Origin of the sequence: Micromonospora sp. NPDC049204, assembly GCF_040647935.1 — a bacterium.
Lineage (GTDB): Bacteria > Actinomycetota > Actinomycetes > Mycobacteriales > Micromonosporaceae > Micromonospora.
On record NZ_JBEZDC010000010.1, the window covers coordinates 96,911 to 116,210 of the forward strand.

18 protein-coding genes are annotated in these 19,300 nt (G+C 71.8%); 5 read left to right on the plus strand and 13 right to left on the minus strand.

The annotated features are described in order from the left end of the window. Window positions 1–187 precede the first annotated feature (187 nt). A complete protein-coding gene (locus AB0A90_RS20260; protein WP_357249924.1) occupies window positions 188–1,081 on the plus strand; it encodes a DUF1996 domain-containing protein in 894 nt (297 codons plus the stop codon). Between the two features lie 71 nt (window positions 1,082–1,152). Then, on the plus strand, window positions 1,153–1,782 hold the full coding sequence (locus AB0A90_RS20265) for a DUF305 domain-containing protein (protein ID WP_357249927.1): 630 nt from the start codon (window positions 1,153–1,155) through the stop codon (window positions 1,780–1,782). 107 nt (window positions 1,783–1,889) lie between these two features. Here AB0A90_RS20265 and AB0A90_RS20270 read toward each other — a convergent pair whose 3' ends face one another. The 3 genes from AB0A90_RS20270 to AB0A90_RS20280 form a co-directional block, all read right to left on the minus strand. Further along, window positions 1,890–3,518 (minus strand): ABC-F family ATP-binding cassette domain-containing protein, encoded by a 1,629-nt coding sequence (locus AB0A90_RS20270; protein WP_357249930.1) that lies wholly within the window; start codon window positions 3,516–3,518, stop codon window positions 1,890–1,892. Window positions 3,519–3,755: 237 nt separating this feature from the next. Then, on the minus strand, window positions 3,756–4,493 hold the full coding sequence (locus AB0A90_RS20275; RefSeq protein WP_357249933.1) for an alpha/beta hydrolase: 738 nt from the start codon (window positions 4,491–4,493) through the stop codon (window positions 3,756–3,758). A gap of 12 nt (window positions 4,494–4,505) precedes the next feature. Further along, window positions 4,506–5,108, minus strand: a complete 603-nt coding sequence (locus tag AB0A90_RS20280; protein ID WP_357249936.1) for a TetR/AcrR family transcriptional regulator — start codon at window positions 5,106–5,108, stop codon at window positions 4,506–4,508. A gap of 129 nt (window positions 5,109–5,237) precedes the next feature. On the opposite strand from AB0A90_RS20280, the gene AB0A90_RS20285 reads away from it, so the two are divergent. Continuing rightward, entirely contained in the window at window positions 5,238–6,341 is a 1,104-nt protein-coding gene (locus AB0A90_RS20285) for an aldo/keto reductase (RefSeq protein ID WP_357249939.1), read from the plus strand. 69 nt (window positions 6,342–6,410) lie between these two features. Here the strand turns inward: AB0A90_RS20285 and araD are convergent, their stop codons facing one another. The 5 genes from araD to AB0A90_RS20310 all read right to left on the minus strand — a co-directional run bounded on the left by araD (window position 6,411) and on the right by AB0A90_RS20310 (window position 12,342). Next, a complete protein-coding gene (gene araD / locus AB0A90_RS20290; RefSeq protein WP_357249942.1) occupies window positions 6,411–7,112 on the minus strand; it encodes an L-ribulose-5-phosphate 4-epimerase AraD in 702 nt (233 codons plus the stop codon). Window positions 7,113–7,319: 207 nt separating this feature from the next. Further along, window positions 7,320–8,294, minus strand: a complete 975-nt coding sequence (locus tag AB0A90_RS20295) for an alpha/beta fold hydrolase (protein ID WP_357249945.1) — start codon at window positions 8,292–8,294, stop codon at window positions 7,320–7,322. Between the two features lie 75 nt (window positions 8,295–8,369). Continuing rightward, the gene (locus AB0A90_RS20300; protein WP_357249948.1) at window positions 8,370–9,275 is read right to left on the minus strand and encodes an acetyltransferase; all 906 of its coding nucleotides are present in this window, start codon (window positions 9,273–9,275) and stop codon (window positions 8,370–8,372) included. 158 nt (window positions 9,276–9,433) lie between these two features. Then, a complete protein-coding gene (locus tag AB0A90_RS20305) occupies window positions 9,434–10,633 on the minus strand; it encodes a low temperature requirement protein A (RefSeq protein WP_357249950.1) in 1,200 nt (399 codons plus the stop codon). Window positions 10,634–10,770: 137 nt separating this feature from the next. Beyond that, window positions 10,771–12,342 (minus strand): NAD(P)/FAD-dependent oxidoreductase, encoded by a 1,572-nt coding sequence (locus AB0A90_RS20310; RefSeq protein WP_357249953.1) that lies wholly within the window; start codon window positions 12,340–12,342, stop codon window positions 10,771–10,773. A gap of 204 nt (window positions 12,343–12,546) precedes the next feature. Here AB0A90_RS20310 and AB0A90_RS20315 point away from each other — a divergent pair, with 204 nt between their 5' ends. Both AB0A90_RS20315 and AB0A90_RS20320 read left to right on the plus strand, forming a co-directional pair. Beyond that, window positions 12,547–13,509: an AraC family transcriptional regulator gene (locus tag AB0A90_RS20315; RefSeq protein ID WP_357249956.1), complete on the plus strand. Its 963-nt coding sequence runs from the start codon at window positions 12,547–12,549 to the stop codon at window positions 13,507–13,509. A 132-nt stretch (window positions 13,510–13,641) separates the two neighbouring features. Further along, window positions 13,642–14,766 (plus strand): glycoside hydrolase family protein, encoded by a 1,125-nt coding sequence (locus tag AB0A90_RS20320; protein WP_357249958.1) that lies wholly within the window; start codon window positions 13,642–13,644, stop codon window positions 14,764–14,766. Here AB0A90_RS20320 and AB0A90_RS20325 read toward each other — a convergent pair. From AB0A90_RS20325 to AB0A90_RS20345, 5 genes are read right to left on the minus strand one after another with little or no spacing between them, the layout of a single operon-like run. Further along, entirely contained in the window at window positions 14,748–15,656 is a 909-nt protein-coding gene (locus AB0A90_RS20325) for an NAD(P)-dependent oxidoreductase (RefSeq protein ID WP_357249961.1), read from the minus strand. The genes AB0A90_RS20320 and AB0A90_RS20325 overlap by 19 nt on opposite strands. Before the next feature lie 50 nt (window positions 15,657–15,706). Continuing rightward, complete coding sequence (locus AB0A90_RS20330; RefSeq protein WP_357249964.1) at window positions 15,707–16,372, minus strand: response regulator transcription factor; 666 nt, start codon at window positions 16,370–16,372, stop codon at window positions 15,707–15,709. Then, window positions 16,369–17,532, minus strand: coding sequence for a sensor histidine kinase (locus AB0A90_RS20335; RefSeq protein WP_357249967.1), 1,164 nt, complete (start codon window positions 17,530–17,532; stop codon window positions 16,369–16,371). Before AB0A90_RS20335 ends, AB0A90_RS20330 begins: the two co-directional genes overlap by 4 nt. Window positions 17,533–17,537: 5 nt before the next feature. Then, the gene (locus tag AB0A90_RS20340; RefSeq protein WP_357249971.1) at window positions 17,538–19,067 is read right to left on the minus strand and encodes a multicopper oxidase domain-containing protein; all 1,530 of its coding nucleotides are present in this window, start codon (window positions 19,065–19,067) and stop codon (window positions 17,538–17,540) included. After that, window positions 19,064–19,291, minus strand: coding sequence for a hypothetical protein (locus tag AB0A90_RS20345; protein ID WP_357249973.1), 228 nt, complete (start codon window positions 19,289–19,291; stop codon window positions 19,064–19,066). The genes AB0A90_RS20340 and AB0A90_RS20345 overlap by 4 nt, the downstream gene beginning before the upstream one ends. Window positions 19,292–19,300 lie beyond the last annotated feature (9 nt).

Below are 19,300 nucleotides of genomic sequence, written 5' to 3' on the forward strand. Positions count from 1 at the left end.
TCGTCATTTCCGCCAACTGCGGTACGTATTGACAAGTTTCGACGCAGAGGTAAGGCTTGGGCGGCCGGTGAGAGCGCTCTCTCTTCCACGCTCCGCCGGTCATCACCAGTCCGGCCAGGGCAATCTCCGACGTCTTCGGCGGCGGCGCCGGAGCTACCCTGACCTGTTCCCCGACAGGAGTCACGAGATGGACAGGGCCGCACCCCTCTCCGGCAACCGCCGCCGACTGCGCCTCGCCACGGCGATCGGCGCTCTACTGGTGCTACTCGGCACGTACGTCGTCTCCACCACCGCACGGGCCGACGCCGCCCCGGTCGCCAACGCCATCCGGGTTGCCGAGTTCCCCGCCGACTGCACCTACAGCCACCGGCTGCCGGACGACCCGATCGTCTTCCCCGGCCTGCCCGGGGCGTCGCACATGCACAGCTTCTTCGGCAGCACGGTGACGAACGCCAACACCACCCTGCCCGACCTGGTCAACTCCCAGACCACCTGCAACCCGCGGGTGGATGTCTCGTCCTACTGGGTGCCGACCCTCTACCGTGACAACGTCCCGGTGGAGCCGGCGATCGCCACGTTCTACTACCTGGGCGAGGGCGTACGCTCCGACGTCGTCGCGAACACCCAGCCGTTCCCGCTCGGGCTGCGACTCGTCGCCGGCAACGCGAAAGCAACCGGGTCGAACGACAGCATCGCCCGGTGGTCGTGTCTGCACGCGGGACAGGTGGCGCCGTCGAAGAACTTCGTCAACTGCCCGTCCGGCACGATGCTGGAGTCGTACCTGGACTTCCCGCAGTGCTGGAACGGCCGCGACCTGGACTCGTCGGACCACAAGAGCCACCTGGCGTACCCGGTGAACCAGGCCTGCCCGAGCACCCACCCGGTGCACGTGCCGAAGTTGCGGCAGGTGCTGCGGTACCCGGTCAACGGCGACCCGTCGCGGTTCCGGCTGGCCTCCGGGCCGGGCTACACGATGCACGGCGACTTCTTCAACGCCTGGCCGGTCGCGGAGATGGCCCGGCGGGTCCAGGACTGCATCCGTCCCGTCATCAAGTGCGGTGCCGACGGGCGACCGCTCTGAGCCGACAGGCGCATCCCGCGGCGGCGGGTCCGGTCACGCCGGGCCCGCCGTCCCGGGCGGGAGGAGGCCGGATGCGAGGAATCCCCGGGCGGGCGACCGGGTGCCTGCTCCTCGCGGCGCTACTGCTCGTCACCGCCTGCACCGGCGGGTCACCGACCGAGCCCGCGACAGCAACCACCACCACCGGGCCGACCACCACCACCGCGTCAACCACCGCGACGACCGCTACCGCACCCGTCGGCTCGGCGGGTCCGTTCAGCGCCACCGACATCGCGTGGCTTCAGCTGACGGTGGCGATGAACGAACGACTCCTGCCGGTGCTGGACCTGGTGTCGAGCCGGACCACCGACCCGGCATGGCGAACGTTCGCCGCTCGGCTCGGTACGGGACATCACGCCGACCTGAGTACGGCTCGACGGCTGCTTGCCGAGTCCGGCGCCCCGGCGACCAATCCGCACGAGGGCCACGACATGCCGGGCATGGTCACCGACGAGGAGTTGACCGCGTTGCGGTCGGCCACCGGCGTCGCGTTTCAGCGGCGGGCCGGCCAGCACGTCCGGGCGCACCTGGACCAGGCGATCCGGATCGCCACCGCCGAGCAGCTAGTCGGCACCCACCCCGCGACCACGGCGTTGGCCACGGCGGTCATCCGGACGGGAAACATCGACCTCGCCGGACTCGGACGGCTGGACCGGCCGTGATGGCGGCTCGGGAGCGCCATGGAGCCCATAGCGGTACGCAGCCCGCGACGTGGCACCGGAATGGTTGCTGTCATCCGGCCCGGCGTGTCGTGACGCAAACCTCTTGATCACCGGTGAAGGGGTGCGGTGAGGGGGAGCTTGCGGCCTTGCCAGCGGGAGCGGAGCCGCCGGTCGTGGCTTGCGACGACGACGGCGCCCGGTCCGGTGCCGAGGGCCTCTTCCAGCTCGTCGCAGAGTCGCGGCGAGAGATGGTTGGTCGGCTCGTCCAGCAGCAGCAACTCCGGTGGGTCGGCGACGAGCACGGCGAGATCGAGCCGACGACGCTGCCCGGCGGACAGGTCGGCAACCGGGCGGTCGAGGTCCGTTGCGGCGAGCAGACCGAGTGACGACAGCGGCACGGCTTCGGCCCGTTCTTCCCCGACCGCGCGGGCGAAGATCTCCCTGGCTGTCCGGTGCGGATCCTCGAAGACGCTGTCCTGACCGAGCAGGCCGACGCGTAGACCCGGTCGCCGCCAAACGACTCCGGCACCGGTCAGGTGACCGGCCAGGACGGCGAGCAGAGTGGACTTGCCCGCTCCGTTGGGACCACTGACCAGAAGCCGGTCACGGGCCGCGAGGTCAAGGTGCGCCACTTCGAGCCGGCCGGGGACCTCCAGCCCGGTCACCGTGACGATGGGCTCGTCGCCGTTGCCGTTGGCGAGAACGGGCGCGTGGAAACGCAACGGCTCCGGCGGCGCGGGGACCTGGTCGCGTTCCAGCGTCTCCAGTCGGCGGGCGGCAGCGCGGACCCGGCGGGAGATCTGGTTCTGCACACGGCCGGCCGTGTGCCCGTATCCCATCTTCTCGCTGTCGCGAGGGCCGCGGCCGTGGGCGACCTGGTGCCCGGTCACGGCGGCGGCATCGCGCAGCTCGGCCAGGAGCGCCTGTTCGTCGTCGTAGCGCCGACGCCACCGTTGCGCCTCGGCGCGCTTGGCCGCCAGGTATTCGGTGTAGCCGCCGCCATGGCGGACCGGCCCGTCGACCGCCGGGTCCAGATCGATGACGTCGGTGCAGACCGCGTCCAGGAAGGCCCGGTCGTGACTGGCCACCACGACCACCCCGGGCATGGCCCGAAGCTGGTCCTCGCAGAACGCCGCCGCCCCGTCGTCCAGGTGGTTGGTGGGCTCGTCGAGGAGCAGCGCGGCCGGCCGACGGATCAGCATCGCCGCGAGGGCGAGGCGGCCGCGTTGCCCGCCGGAGAGCGCGGCCAGCGTCCGGTCGTGCGGCATCCCGTCGAGACCGAGGCCGGCGAGCACCGTCCGGGCCCGTCGGTCGGCGTCCCAGGCGTCGCGGTCCTGCGCCCGCTCCAGAACTTCGCCGTACGCGGCCAGCAACCGGTCGTGCTCCGCGCCGCCCCCCGGCGAGTCGGCGAGCGCGACACCGATCCGGTTCAGCTCGGCGAGGTCCGCCCGGGCCTCGCGAAGCGCGTCGTCGAGGACCGTGGCGATGGTCGTCGACGGGGTGAAGGGCATCTCCTGGTGCAGGAAGCCGCACTCCGCCGGCCGGGAGACGGTGCCGGAGTCGGGTTCGTCGACACCGGCCAGGACCCGCAACAGGGTCGTTTTGCCGGTGCCGTTCTCACCGATCAGGCCGATCCGGTGACCGGGCGCGGTGGTCAGGGAGACGCCGTCGAGCACCCGACGGGTGCCGCGGATCCGCACCAGGTCACGGGCGATGAGAGCAGGTCGAACAGACATGGGGACCTCGGAGAAGGCAGATCCGGGCGCACACGGGTGGCCCGGCGGGAGCAGGGCATGACGACGGGGCCGCGGCGACGGTGGCGCGTTCACGCGCCTGTCGGCGGCCGGTCCGGGCTCTCACCCGGAGATGTCGTCGTCACCTGCCACGCCTGCTCCGATCTCTGGCAACTGGAGTCCGAGATTAGCTCACCGTCAGCGGCCCCGGCCACGGCTGGCGTTCGCCCGATCGTCCTCTCAGCCGGTCGCCAGCAGCCGGGCGATCGTCGCCGGTTCCGCCAGGTGCGGGAAGTGGCTACCGGGTAGCACCGTCACCGCGACCTCCGGCAGGGCATCCGTCAGCCAGGTCAGATAACGGGGCGGTGGCTCGGACGAGGTCACCCACCGGTAGGGAACCCTCCGCTCGCCGATGGACCGCAGAGCGCGCTGCCGCTCGGTGGAGATCCCCTCGTCGGACCCGCTCAGGATCTCGCCCCAGTAACCCAGCAGCAGGTCCGGTCGGGGATCGGTCGCGGTGGTGACGATCTCGCGTGCCTCGGCCGGCAGCGCCTCGATGCCCATCCCCGCCAGCATGCCGTCCCACACCCGCCGCCAGTCCGGGCCGCGCAGTGCGGGCTCGGCCTGGCGTACGGCCACGCCGAATGGGCCGGGCAACAGGATCTGGTCCAGATTCACCACGCCGCGCACCGGGTACCGGGCCGCGTACGTCGTGGCGACCACCGCACCAACCGAATGTCCCACCACGATCGGCTGGGCGAGGCCCGCCTCGGTCACCTGCTCGTGCACGACGTCGGCCACCTCCGCCATCCCGTAGGACTGCCGCCGGGGTGCGTCACCGTGCCCTGGCAGGTCGAGGGCGAGGACCTGCCGGGCAGGATCGATCACCGCGAGCTCGCGCCGGACCGGGTCCCACTGTCGCCGGTCGAAGGTGAGGCCGTGCAGCAGCACCAGAGGTGCGCGGTCGTCATCCGTCATGACCTCACCCTTCTACGTCCGGGCGCTCGCCCGCAGCGAGTCGATGGTGAGGTCGAGAACCGCCTCCAGGTGATCGATCTTGCCGGTGGAGAGGAGCAGCAGCACGCCGCCCTGGATGCCGGCCAGCAGCGCCGCGGCGGCGCGCTCGGCGTCCACGTCCGCGGCGATGTCGCCGGTCGACTGCATGTGCCGGATCCCCTCGGTGATCGCCCCCTGCCAGCGCCACATGAGCCCGGTCACGATCGCCTGCGCGCCCGGCGCGCGTCGGCCGGTCTGCCCGAGCAACCCGTTGAGCGGGCACTTCACGCCCTGCGCGAGGTACCGCTCGACGAGCCGGTCGCGCCACGCCAGCCAGGCCGGCCAGGAGGTCAGGTTGCTGAGCATCGGCTCCTGGTCGATGAGCACCTGGTCGGCCTCGTGCTGGGCCACCGCGAGCAGCAACTCCTCCTTGCCGTCGGGGAAGTAGTGGAAGAGCTGGCCCTTGCTGGTGCCGGTGCGGGCCAGCACGTCCTCCAGGCGTACCTCGTCGACGCCACGCTCGCGGACCTCGGCGGCGGCGCCGACGACGATCCGCGCGCGGGTCGCCTCGCCCTTGCGGGTCAACGCCCGTGTCATGGGACCTCCTGGTCTGGACCTGCGGACCCAACCCTACTCAACTTTTGGACTTGCGGGTCCAAATTTGGCGAGCAAGGGTCTGGAGCGCGGTCCGATCCGGGCCGACACCACGATCGGGAGGGCACCACCGTGAACCACTACTACCTGCTCGGGCGGTCCGGCCTGCGGGTGAGCCGGCTGGCGCTGGGCACCATGAACTTCGGCGTCGACGGGTTCCACGCCCCGTACGGCAAGACCGAGGAGGAGGCGGAGCCGATCTTCCGCCAATACCTGGAGGCGGGCGGCAACCTCATCGACACGGCGGACTTCTACACCGCCGGGCAGAGCGAGAGGATCCTCGGTCGTCTGATCGATCGCGCCGGCGTCCGTGACCGGCTCGTGCTCACCAGCAAGGCCACCAACACCGTCGACCCGACCGACCCGAACGCCAGCGGCAACGGCCGCAAGCACCTCACGCGGGCCGTGGAAGGGTCACTGGGCCGGCTCGGCACCGACTACATCGACCTGTACCTGGTGCACACCTGGGACCGGATCACCCCGGTCGAGGAGGTCGTGCACACCCTCGACGACCTGGTCCGCGCCGGCAAGATCCGGTACGCCGGGCTCTCCGACGTGCCGGCCTGGTACGCGGCCCGCGCACAGAGCTACGCCGAGGCACACGGACTGGCCCCAATGATCAACGTGCAGCTTCCGTACTCCCTGGTGACCCGGGGTGTCGAGGCGGAGTTCGTGTCGATGGCGCAGAGCCTGGGGATGGGGCTCACCGCGTGGAGTCCGATCGGCGGCGGGCTGCTCAGCGGCAAGTACCGGCGGACCGGCGAGGGCCTGAGCGGGACCGGGCGGTTGACCAACCCCGACGCCGCGGGTCGGGAGATCAGCCCCGGCGACTGGAAGGTCATCGAGGCGCTGGAGAGCGTGGCCGCCGACCTGGGTCGCAGCATGGCCCAGGTCGCGATCAACTGGGTGGCCACCCAGCCCGCCGTCGCCTCGGTGATCGTCGGGGCGAGCAGCTCCGAGCAGCTCGCCAGCAACGTCGGCGCGCTCGACTTCGAGATCCCGGCCGACGCTCGTCGCCGACTCGACGAGGCCAGCGCCCCGGACCTCGGGCTGCCGTACGGCATGTTCACGGCGCAGTACCAGTCCTGGGTGGTGAGCCCCGGCCTCGGCATCGGCGACAAGCCGGCGGGTTACGCCCCGCCGGTGTTCAACGGGGCCACCCAGCCCACCACGTGAGAGACCTGCGGACCGCGCGGAGCACCGGCACGGGCGACCGCCCGCGCCGGTGTCACCGCACGGCGACGGTCACGGCCGGCTCTGCTCGGGAAGCTGGTTGCCGTAGTAGGCGCCGGCGCCGTGCTTGCGGGTGAAGTGGCGGTCCAGCAGCCACTGGGGCGCGGCCGCCGCGGCGTTCAGCGACAGCGTCTTCATGGCCATCTCCGCGACCGCCTCGCAGACGATCGCGTTCTCCACCGACTTGAGCGGGTCCTTCGCCCAGGTGAAGGGGCCGTGGTTGGCGGCGAGGGCGACGGGGTTGGCCAGCGCCTCGGCCTCTCCCCCGATCAGCTCGATGATCGCCCGAGCGGTGTTGAACTCGTAGTCGTGGGCGCACTCGTCGGCCGTCAGGTCGCGGGTCACCCGGATCGGGCCGGCAAAGGTGTCGGCATGCGTGGTGCCGAGCACCGGCACGTCCCGTCCGGCCTGGGCGAAGGCGACGGCGTTCGTCGAGTGGGTGTGGGTCACCCCGCCGATGGACGGCCAGTGCAGGTAGAACGCGCGGTGCGTCTCGCTGTCGACGGAGGGCCGCAGCTCTCCGGCGACGACCTGCCCGGTCTCCAGATCCACCGGGACCAGGAGGTCGGCCGTGAGGTCCTGGTACGCCACGCCGGAGGGCTTGATGACGTAGATACCTGCCTCGCGGTCGACCCCGCTCACGTTGCCCCAGGTCAGCGCGGCCAGGCCGGCCGAGGCGATGAGGCGGTTCGCGGCGAGGACTGCGGCGCGCAAGTCGGTTGATCCGGCCGTACTCATTGCAGGTGACGCCTTTCGGGTGGGGGTGGCATCCGGCGCCACGCGATGCGGTAGCGCGGCACGTTAGCGCTAACATCCTGCCCGGTCAATAGCGGGAGCGCCATGCCGGGTAGGGGTGACGCGCCCGCACGGGGCACGACACGGGCGCAGTTTAGACGCCGGCGCGACAGCGCGCGGGGGACGTCACTCGTCGACGCGGGCCGCCGGGGTGAGTCCGGGCGTCGGCGCCGGATCGCCCTCGTAGAGCGCGACGTACCGCCGGCGCAGCTCGGATCCCTCCGCGCCCAGCGCGGCGAGGTCGAGGATGTTGTGGCCGACGCCCAACGCCTCGGGCAGGGTGCAGACCCGCAGCGGGATCGCGTTCGCGTCGGCGATCCGGCGGGGCACGGTCACCGCCCTGGCGAGGTGCACCACACCGTCGAGCGGACTGACGGCGACCGCGGCGGTCCGCAGACCGGTCCGGCGCGGCGGATTCGGGAGACTACGCGCGATCGTCAGGTACTGGGTGACGGCGGAGAGCGAGTAGCCGCGTGACGTGACGCGATCCGGGAGGAGACGCCGCCCGTACAGCGTGATGAGCGGTCGGACCGCGAAGGCCGGCGCCTGACGCGGGTCCGGGCCGAAGAAAGGCGACAGCAACAGCAGATGCCGTACGACGTCGCCCGGCACCTGGGCCAGCCAGGCAGCCAGCACCGCGCCGCCGGAGATCCCCACGATGCCCACCTCGTCGCCGAGGCCCGCCGCGACGGCCAGCGCCCGGGCGGCGTACGTCGTCAGTTCGTCGGCCTCGACCCGGTGGTGGGCCCGCTCGTCGACGGTCCCGTGGCGCGGAGCCCGCGGAATCCAGACGTTGTACCCGCGGTCGAAGAACTCCTCGGCCAGCCCGTCGTACTGCTCGGGCGCGAGGGTGTATCCGTGCAGCAGCAGAACGACCCGGCCGGTACGGGAGCCGTGGCTCAGCAGGCGGCTCCGCGATTCCGGCCGGACCGCCGGATCCGCCGTCTCGGCGGCGATGATGGCCTCGGCGGCGCGGATGGCGGTGTCGAAGTCGAGCGGTGGCGACGGTGCGACGCGCAGCCCACGGCGGCGCGGTGGCCAGAGATACAGCCCGGCGACCAGCGCCAACCCACTGAGGGCGAGGGCGATGATCTCCGGCATGCCCCGATGCTGACAGGGGTGTGGGTCGGGGTCTGCCGAGGGGTGCGCCCCGGTGACAGGGCGCACCCCGGTCGGCTACTCCGGAGCGTCCTGCGGCGCGAAGACGATCCGGGAGCGCAACTGCCGGAACCCGGTTCGTTCCAGTTCCGCGAGCACCGCGACCTGGTGGGAGTCCACGTCGGCGATGATCTCCCGGGCACCGCCGGCGGCCAGCACCCGGACCGCCTCGACCAACAGCTCGGGTCGGGCCGCGTCGTCGAGCAGGCCGAGGTAGGCCAGCAGCGGGTAGCAGGCGTCTCCGGCCGTGCCGACCAGACCCACCGCCTCCCCGGCGTCCAGCGCGATCCGCCATTCCTCGGTTGCGTCGCCGAGCCAGGCCAGCGGGTCGGTGGCCAGGTCGACGCCGGCGACCGCTCGCGCGATCTCGACGCCGGTCAGCACGTCCGGCTCGGCGATCCGGGTCACCAGGGCGTTGATCTCCGCCGCGTCGGCGGGCCGCCGGAAGTCGTAGCGCCCGGAGGACGCCGGCAGCGGGGTGCCCGCCCAGGAACACCTGAGCCGCTCCCCCCGCTCCCCCCGCTCGACCAGCCCGGCGAGCCGGGCCGCCGCCATCGGCGCCCGCACCACGGCCAGCACCTCGGGCCGACGCCGCCAGTGCGCCGGCAGCGCGGCGTAGTACCGGCCGGGGCCGCCGAGCGCCTCGTGGGCGGCGTGCAGCAACTCGGCACCCACCTCCGGCTCGGCGTCCAGATCGAACCGGTCCAGCCAGGGGGCTCCGACGGCGCCTGGCGGGAGCAACCAGGCGGCCCGGCCGACCACCCGGCCGGCGCGCAGGGCGACCCAGGTGGTCTCGGGCCGGTAGCCGCCGCCGGCGATCCCGTCGGCGTAGGCGACCTGGCGCAGTTGGGGCAGCGGATCAGGCATGGAGTCGAACAGATTTTCCTCGCCCGCGACGAGCGGACGGATGACCAGATCAGTCATGGGTGGAACCTCCGGGAAGCGCGCGCCCCGGATCAGATCCGCGCGGACGCCGGAGCGCGGAGGGGGCGCAGAACATCGGACATCGTTCTGACCTCCTTCCAGCTCGACGGCGTGCCAGAGCACCATACGCGCGGCAGCCGTCGAACCGCAACGATGTGTCACAGGGTCGGGTTGGTCTCCGACCCACGCCGGTGGGCGCGCTGGTCGAACACGGCGATGCCGGCCAGGATCACCGCCGCCGAGGCCGCCACGGCGACCGGCGGGAGCAGCACCATCGGCAGCGCCGCCACGAGCAGCGCCGCCGCACCGACGTACAGCATCCGGCAGCGTGGCGCGTATCGGTTCTCCTTCTCCAGGAAGCTCCGCCCGAGCAGGAACAGCACCGGGCCACCGAACAGGATGACCACCAGGGCCCAGTCGATCGGCGGGTGCGGGTGCTCGATGATCTGCCCGAAGCCGACCGCCGTACAGATGATGCCCCCGACGATGATCAGCAGGCTGTAGCTCGCCCACCGGGACAGCTGAATCCCCTGCCCGCCCGGGGTCGCGGCCTGACCGGACCGGACGTGGTAGAAGTAGATCCGCCAGAACGAGACGGCCGTCACGAAGGCGGCGACGAGGGTGATGATCCCCGCCATCGTGAAGCCGGGGAAGCTGACGGCGGCACCGGCTTCGAGCACCACCTCGGCGAGGGCGATCATGAAGAACTGGTTGTACCGCTCCGCGAGGTGGACGTGGGAGACCGCGACCCCCGCCCGGTGGAACCACCCCGTGCCGAGCCACGGCACGGGCCAGGCCGTGGCGGTGCCGGTGAGCTCGATGGCGAGGGCGAGGGTCCAGAAGACGCCCCGACCGAGGCCGCCGCTGATACCGCCACTGATCCACAGCACGGCGGAGGCCGTGTGCCAGGTCAGCACCCGGGCCGCGAGCGTCCGACCGGGGTGGCCACGCAGGGCGAACGTCAGGAAGAGCGGTCGGCCGATCTGGATGATGACGTACGTGCAGGCGAAGACCACGCCGCGCCTGCCGAACGCCTCCGGCAACGAGACGGCCAGCACCAGCGTGCCGAACATCGTCGCCAGCAGCACGGCCTGCAGGTCCGCCCGGCGAGGGTCGTAGGTGCTCGCCAGCAGTGCGTTGAGCGACCAGATCATCCACATCGCCGCGAAGAACAGCACCGTCTGGCCGGCCTCCGACAGCAGCGTGTGCCGGACGATTGTCAGATCGTCCGCCACCCGCCCGGCGAGGCGGGCGAGCGCGAAGACGTAGACGATGTCGAACAGCAGTTCCAGGACGGTCGCGGAGTCGGGGCTCCTGCTGTCGCCGAGCCCGCGCAGCATCCTGGGGCGCGTCAGCACGGACGGCGGGACAGCTCAGCCGACCACAGCCGCCGGCACGGGAACGCCGGGGCGGTGACGGTGTTCGGCGACCTGCTCCGCTGCCATCGTCCCGGGCCCTCCCGCTGGCCGTACCGCCTGCTTCCTGTCTGCGTACTTTATCCGGATACGTGAGATTCTTCGTGGTTATGCCGGATCCCCCCGCGCGCCGACCGGGCCGATGCGGCCTCGCCCGTCGTGCCCCCATCGGCGGTACGGGCGATCATTCGCGCCGTCACGCCCCGGTAGGAGCGCGGGTCCACGGGGAGCAGCCACTGCCGTGCCCGGGTCAGCGGGCCGAGGTTGAGCCCCATCTCGTCGAGCACCTCGTCGATGTTGTGCATCGAGAACGGGATGATGTTCGTCCCGCGGGCGTGCCGCCCGTTGGTGCGCGCCGCCATCCAGGCCAGGCGGGTGCGGACCTCGTCGCGCATCCGGTCCTCGGCGGGCAGGGTGATCCCACCCCGCAGGTACGCGGCCGTCCACACCGCCGCCATCTCCGCGCTGAGCGGGCTGAAGAACGACGAGTTGTAGCCGGCGAACGTCAGCCGTGGCACGCCGAGCGGCAGGATCTGGCGGTAGAGCTGGAAGTTGCCCGCCTCGTCCTGCAACCGCGTGTGCAGCGCGTCGTCGAAGAACGGCACGTGCTGGCGGAAGCCGGTGCCGCAGATCACCAGGTCGGCGGGGAGCACCGTGCCGTCGGCCAGGCGGGCGGCGGGCCGACCGTCGTGGACAAGCAGTTCGGTGATCACCTGGTCGCGGTGCACGGCGATGCGGCCGTCGGCGACGCGCTCGAAGAAGCCCTCCGTGACGAGGCTGACCGTGCTGCGGGCGATGTCTGCGAAGCTGCCATTCGGCACCAGACCCAACTCACGCAGCTTGAGCTGCCTGGTCGCGACCGAGCCGACGCTGTCGACCATCCGTTGGCGCAGACCGTTGCCCGGACCGTGCAGGAACCGCTCGAAGCCCCTCAGGTGGAGGTAGCGGAACAGTGCCTCACCCATCCGGGTGAGCAGCAGGTACTTGTAGTTGAGCGCCCCGCCGAGCTTGCGGGGCATCTTCCAGAGCAATCCCCGGGCCACCACGTGGGTCTGGGCGGCGAGGTCGCTCAGCGGAACCGCCACGTCGCAGGACGACTTGCCGTACCCGACGACGAGGACGTTGCGGCCCCGGGCCGCCTCGACGTCGTGGAACTCCCCCGTGGCCAGGACCCGCCCGCCGGCGGCGGCGAAGGCCGCGTGCCCGTCGAACGACGGCACGACCGGGTCGGAGAAGATGCCGTTGGCGACGATCAGGTGGTCGTACCGCTGCACCGTCACCGGCTCCGATGCGCCCGCCGGCCGTGACGTGACAAGCCACCCGGTGTCGTCGTTGATGAGCTCGGCGGTGACGACCTCCGTGGACAGACGCAGCACGCCGGTGAGTCCGAACTTCTCCACGTAGCTCTCGAGGTACCGCTGGACCTGCTCGCCCGAGGGCCACTGCGGATAGTCGGTGGGCATCGGCAGGTCGGACAGGTGGTAGGTGCCCTTGTTGTTCTGCGTGTGCAGACCGGGATAACGCCGGGTGCGGCTCCACACCCCACCGACGTCGGGGGCCTTCTCGAACACGGTGACGTCGAACCCGCTCTGCCGCAGCACCTTCGCTGCGCTCAGACCGGCGAATCCGGCGCCGACGACGGCAATTCTCATGGCATCCTCCGAAGCGGGTCCACCACTGCGGCAGCGGTGGTGAGCGCACGCTAACGAGCGGGCCGCGACCGTCGCTATCCGCTGCGCGCGAGGTGTGTCCACTCCGCGCAGCCGACCGGCCCGTGTCGGGTGTACGGCTTTGCGGCACTGCCGTTCCTAGTCCCGCCTTATGGTCAGCGCACCGAGACGCCCGGGAGGGGTCGGATGGATGCGGTGACGGTCCGGACGGACGACATCGACCAGGCCCGCGCCGAGGTCGGCAAGATCTTCTGTCCGCACCGACTCACCCCGCAGGCGGGCGTGCGCGCCGTTCAGTTGCGGATGGCGGCACGCCGGGTGGGCGGGGTCGGTGTCGTCGACCTGGACTACGGGCAGGAGGTCCGGATCCAACCCCCCGCCCTGGAGAGCTTCTATCTCGTCCAGATCCCCCGGGCCGGCAGCACGGTGGTCCGACACTCCGGCCACACCGTGACCTCGACACCCGACGTCGCCTCCGTCCTGTCCCCGTACGATCCCTCGGACATGCGGTGGTCCGAGGGATCGCCGCATCGGATCTTCTACGCCGACCGGCGCGCCGTCGACCGGGAACTCACCCGTCTCCTGGGCCGCCCGGTGGACGACCCGGTCCGCTTGGACATCGGCATGGTCATGACCACGCCGAGGGCGCAGGCGTGGGCGCGTGGGGTGGCGTTCCTCGCCGACGAGCTGGCACAGCCGACGGACGCGTCCCTGTTCGACCATCCGCAGGTCGCCGCACGTTTCGAGCAGGGGCTCATCGGCCAGTTGTTGCTGGCCCACCGGCACAGCCATTCCGACCTGCTCGCCGAGCCGGGCCACCACGCCAACCCCGGGCGGCTGGTCCGCCGGGCCTGCACGCTGATCGCCGACCACCACGGCGAGGCACTGACCGTCGGTGATGTCGCCGAGGCGCTGCGGGTGAGCGTACGGACGTTGCAGGACTGCTTCCGGCGGGAGTTGGGGACCACCCCGACGGCGTACCTGCGTGCCTGTCGCCTCGACGCGGCGCACCGATCGCTGCGGGCGGCCGAGCCGGGGGTCTCGGTGACGACCGTCGCGCTGCGGCACGGGTTCGTGCACCTCGGTCGGTTCGCGACCGAGTATCGGAGCCGGTTCGGTGAGTCGCCGTCGGCGACCCTCCGTCGCTGACGATCGTCCGGCCGACCACCTTCGAAACTGTTATCCGGTCGCGTCTGGCAAGTCTCCTGAGGTGAGGTGTTGGCGGGATTCCCGCCAGCGGAGCATCGATCAGCGGTGCGATCACACGAAGGAGTCGAGACGATGCGCGCAACCGGCCCGGGTGAAGCGGACACCCCGAAAGGGTCCCGGGGAGTCCACGCGGAGCCCCGACGCCTGATGGTCCGTCGCCTTCCGATCGGCGTCTGGCGCCTGCGGTGGCCCCTCGCCGTGGCGGCCGCGGTCGCCGTACTGGTGACCGGGGTGGCCGTCGTGGCGCAACCGACCGCGCCGACGCCCGCTCCCGCTGCCACGCAGGCGCTCGACACGCCACCGTCGACGACGAGCCCGGAGTCCGGCGCACCCACCGCGACCACGCCCGCCGCGACGGCCAGCCCGGCCGGGGTGACCCCGACCCCCACGCCGACGACCAAGCCGACGGCGACGGCGACGCCGACGACCAGGCGTCCGGCCGCCCCGGCGGCGACCGCCGTGACCTCGAAGCGCAAGGGTGTCGGGGTGTGGACCTTCGACGGGGTCAGTCAGGCACTGGCCAGTTCCGGGGCGAGCTGGTACTACACCTGGGACGTCGCCCACCAGGGCGTCACCAGCCCGAAGAACGCCGAGTTCGTCCCGATGATCTGGGGCGCCAAGAGCGTCACCGCCAGCAACCTGGAGAAGGCCAAGCAGAACGGCCGCTACCTGCTCGGGTTCAACGAGCCAGACCTGAAGGGTCAGGCGGAGATGAGCGTGGAGCAGGCGTTGGAGCTGTGGCCGCAGCTGGAAGCGACGGGTCTGCCGCTGGGCAGCCCGGCGGTGGCCTGGGGCGGTGACCGGCCGGGCGAGTGGCTCGACCGCTTCATGGCCGGCGCGAAGCAGCGCGGTTACCGGGTCGACTTCATCGCCCTGCACTGGTACGGCGGTGACTTCACCACCGCCAACGCGGTCAACCAGCTCAGGTCGTACCTCCAGGCGGTGCACGACCGCTACCAGCTGCCGATCTGGCTCACCGAGTTCGCCCTGATCGACTTCTCCAACGGTGTTCGCTTCCCGACCCAGGCCGAGCAGGCCGCGTTCCTCAGCGCGGCGACCCGGATGCTGGCCGGCCAGTCCTGGCTGCACCGGTACGCGTGGTTCGGCCTGCCCGCCACCGACAAGGACCAGAGCGGCCTCTTCCGCACCGGCAGCGAGGCGACCGCCGTCGGTCGCGCCTACCAGGCCGCGCGCTGAACCGGATTCGCGTGGTCCCGCCAGGAGTGACGCGGCTCGTAGCCCAGCACCCGTCGTGCCTTGTCGATGCTGAGGAGCGTCTCGTGCTCGCCAAGCTCCTTGCGGATCTCCACACCCGGGTAGACCTCCGCCATCAGGCTGGCGCTGGACCTGGTCATGACGGTGTCGGCGTTGGCGATGATGAAGACGTCGGCGCCGGGCCGGTCGTGGGCGAGCGCACGCTCGACCGCCTGGGCCCCGTCGCGGGCGTCGATGTAGCCCCACAGGTTCCACCGCCGCGCCTGGGGGTCGGCGTCGAAGGAGGGGAACGGCGCGTAGTCCTCGACGTCCATCACGTTGGAGAAGCGCAGACCCACCATGACCAGCTCCGGGTCCCAGCGGCAAAAGTGCCGGGCCATCTCCTCCTCAAGGGCCTTGTTCAGCGAGTACGTCGACTCGGGCCGCGGCGCGTACTCCTCGTCGACGGGCGCGTACGGCGGCGGGGTGTCGAACGGCAGCCCGAGCACCGTCTCGCTGGACGCCCACACCACCCGCTTGATCCCGGCCGCCCGCGCCGCGGCGAAGACGTTGTACGTGGCGGCGGAGTTGTTCGCGAACGTCGTCGCGTTGGACCTCAGCCCGGGGGCCGGGACCGCCGCCAGGTGCACGATCGCGTCGACCCCACCGGCGTGCTCGTCGGCGCCCCCGGTGAACGCCTCCACCACCTGCCCGTAGTCGGTCAGGTCGGCCAGGAGGAACTCACCGGCCACGTCGCGCGGGTCGCGGCCGCCGGCGCGGTCCACCGCGAGCACGTCGACGCCCACGGCGCGCAGGTGGGCGACCACGGCCCGGCCGAGCTTTCCGGTGGCCCCGGTGACGACGACACGCCTGGGCAGTGCGGGGTTGCTCATCACCACATCCTCGCCCAAAGCGACCGCAGGCCCGCACGCGCCCCACAAACCTAGCCGCCGGGCGTGATGAGCCCGCTCTCGTACGCCAGGACCACGAGCTGGGTACGGTCTCGGACGCCGAGCTTGGTGATGATGCGGCTGACGTGGGTCTTCACCGTCAGCGGACTCATCCGCAGCGCCTGGGCGATCTCCGCGTTGCTCAGCCCGGTGGCGACCGAGGCCAGCACCTCCCGCTCGCGGGCCGTCAACGGGGCCAACCGTTCGGGTGAGCGCTGCGGCGGGCGTGGGCGGCGGGCCAGCTCGGCGATCACGGTGCGGGTCACGCTCGGGCTCAGCAGGGCCTCCCCCTCCGCCACCACGTGGACGGCCCGACACAGCTCCTCCCGGCTCGCGGTCTTGGCGAGAAACCCACTCGCGCCGGCCTGCAACGCCTCGAAGATGTACGCGTCGATGTCGTAGGTGGTGAGCACAACGACACGTACTCCTTGGGTGGCCGGGTCCTCGGCGAGCCGCCGCGTGACGGCGAGGCCGTCCAGGTGCGGCATCCGGATGTCGAGGAGGGCGACGTCGGGTCGGGTCTGTCGGGCGAGCCGCAGCGCCTCCGCGCCGTCCTGCGCCTCCGCGACGACGGTGATGTCGCCGTCGCGTTCGAGCAGACCCCGCAGACCGCTGCGGACCAGCGGTTGGTCGTCGGCGAGAAGCACCCGTACGCTCACCGGGCGCTCGCCGCCGTCGACTCCTCGGCCGGGGCGGACGGCAGGCTGGCGCGCACGCTGAAGCCACCGTCGGGTCGCGGTCCGGCGGTCAGGCTCCCGCCGACGCTGGCGGCCCGTTCGCGCATGCCGGTGAGCCCGTGGCCGGGCCGATGGTCCGCCGCCGTCGCCTGCCGGCCGTCGTCGACGATGTCGAGGCGCACGTCCTCGTCGCCGTAGCGCAACGTCACCGTGACGGCCGCGTCGTCGGCGTGCCGCAGCACGTTCGTCACCGACTCCTGGGCGATCCGGTAGAGGGCCAACCCGACCGCCGGTGGCAGCGGCCGTGGGGTGCCCTCGCGGTGGAACTCGACGCGCAGGCCACCGTCGGTCGCACGGGCCAGCAGAGCCTCGATCATGGTCTCGTCGGGCACGGGGTGGCGGTCCGTCGCCGCCGCGTCGGAGGGGTCCCGCAACAGGCGTACGGCGGTCTCCAGCTCACCGATCGCGTCGGTGTTGACGCGGCGCGCGGTGTCGAGCAGCTCGCGGGTCGCGTCGGGATCGTCCTCGACCAGCTCCCGGGCCAGGTTGATCTGAATGCCGACGACCGCGACGGTGTGCGCGGTGACGTCGTGCAGCTCCCGGGCGATGCGCAGGCGTTCCTCCAGGACCTGCCGCGCCGACTCGCGCTCCTGCTGGTGGCGCTCGGCGGCGAGGCGGGCGCTGAACTCCTGGGCGAACAGCTCCCGGTGGCGGACCGCCGTGCCGGCGACGAGGGCGAGAGCGAGCAGGGCCGCCTCGCGGAACACCCCGTCGAACAGTTCTAGCAGCGGTACGCCGGCGTTGAGCACCCAGCCGGCGGAGACGAGCAGCGTGGCACCGCCGATCGCCGCGCCGATCGCCGCCTGCCCGGCCCTCGCGACGGTGTAGAGGGGCAGTAGGAGTGGCCAGATCGGCGAGACGCTCGGCAGCTCGGTGAGGTTGTAACCCATGATCGCGATCAGCGACAGGACGAGCACGGTGACGGGTCGACGACGCCGGAAGAGCAGCAGAGCGCCCAGCACCGCCCCGAGCGCGTACGCGGCGACGGCCGACGACGCGCTGGCGGGCTCGGCCGCCACCGAGGTCGCGATCGTGATGGCGGCGGCGCTGGCCAACGCGAGGAGGAGGTCGGCGGCACGCATGGGGTTCATCCTCCGTGGTGGGCGTGACCGCCGTCGAGGGTGACCGGTACGGAGGGTTCGTCCTGCGGCGACACGGTCAGGAACTGACCCATCATCCCGGCGTCCTCGTGGGCCAGCACATGACAGTGGAACATGTACGGCGTCCGGACGTCGGAGTGTTGCAGGAAGCGCACGGCCAGCCGGACGACGCTGCCGGGTGGCACGTAGACGGTGTCCTTCTCCCCGCGCGACTCGGCGGCGGGCGGTTCGCCGTCGACGTCGAGCACGTGGAACGACGCGCCGTGCACGTGGATGTTGTGCGGGATCGACTGCCCGTTGACGACCTCCCACGCCTCCACCGAACCGGTCCGCGTCACGCGGTCGATCCGGGCGGGGTCCATCGTCGCGCCGTTGAGGAGGAAGTCGCCCATCTCCAGGCGGAAGGGCGCCGGCCGGGTCACCGTCGGCGCGGGCGCGGCCGGGATCAGCTCGGCCGGCACCGGCGGGCTCGGCCGCAGCGCCTCGGCCGCCGTCATCTTGATCAGGTCGTGGGTGTCGCTGCCGCCCGCCAGCCGGCCGTAGAGCGGGTTCGCCCGCAGCGGCGCCGGGAAGCTGCGCAGGATGACCGACTCGCCGGCCCGGAACTCCACCACGATCTCGGCGCGCTCACCGGGTGAGAGGAGGAGCCGGCGCAGTGGCTGCGGCGAGCTGAGCAGCCCGGCGTCGGTCGCCACGAGCGTGAACTCGCGGTCGTCGGTGAACCCGACGTACAGGATCCGGGCGTTGCAGCCGTTGAGCAGCCGCAGCCGTACCCGCTCGGTCACCACCTCGACGTACGGGTCGTAGGTGCCGTTGACCAGGATCTTGTCGCCGAGCAGGCCGGTGATGGTCAGGCCGCCGAACGTGAGGTCGGACTCGTCCAGGGTGCCGTCGTCGGCGATCTTGCGGTCCTGCACGATCAGCGGGACGTCGTCGACGCCGTACTCCTTCGGCAACCGCACGGCCGTGTCGTCGTCGACGATGAACAGCCCGGCGACACCCCGGTAGACGTGCGCGGCGGTGCTGTGGTGCAGGTGCGGGTGGTACCAGAGGGTCGCGGCCCGCTGCTCGATCGTCCAGCTCGGCCGCCAGGTGGCACGCGGCTCGATGGGCTGGTGCGGCCCGCCGTCCATCCGGGCGGGCAGGTGCATGCCGTGCCAGTGCAGCGACGTCATCTCCGGCAGGTGGTTCCGCACGTCCACGCTGACCCGGTCACCCCGGCTCGCCCGCAGCGTCGGGCCGAGGATCGGCCCGTTGGCACCCCAGGTGCTGGTGGTCGTGCCGGGCAGCAGTTCGGTGCGACCCGGGGCGAGCGTGAGCTGGAATCGTCGGACCCCGTCCGCCGCCAGCGACGGAGGCAGTATCGGCGGGATCCGGAGCCGGTTTCGGAACGTCAACGTGCCGACGTTGCTCCGCCCCGAGTCCGCCCACAGGTATCCGGCGAACCCGGCGGCGGGCAGGACGACCAGCCCGCCCACCGCGCCGAGCCAGCCGAGCACCCGGCGGCGGGTGCTCACCGGCGGACTCGGCGCAGGATGGCCCAGGCGACGAGCGCGAGGCCGATGATGATCACCCACCAGCCCAGGAGCACCTCGGGCATCGGCACGAATCCGGGGTCGTCCAGCCACACCTGTGGGGGGACGAAGAACCACCCGAGGTTGAAGACGACCCCGACGAGGACGATGGCCAGCCCGGCCCAGAGGCGGCGGCTGACGAGCAGCGGAGCAGGTTTCCCGTTCATGACGCCGAC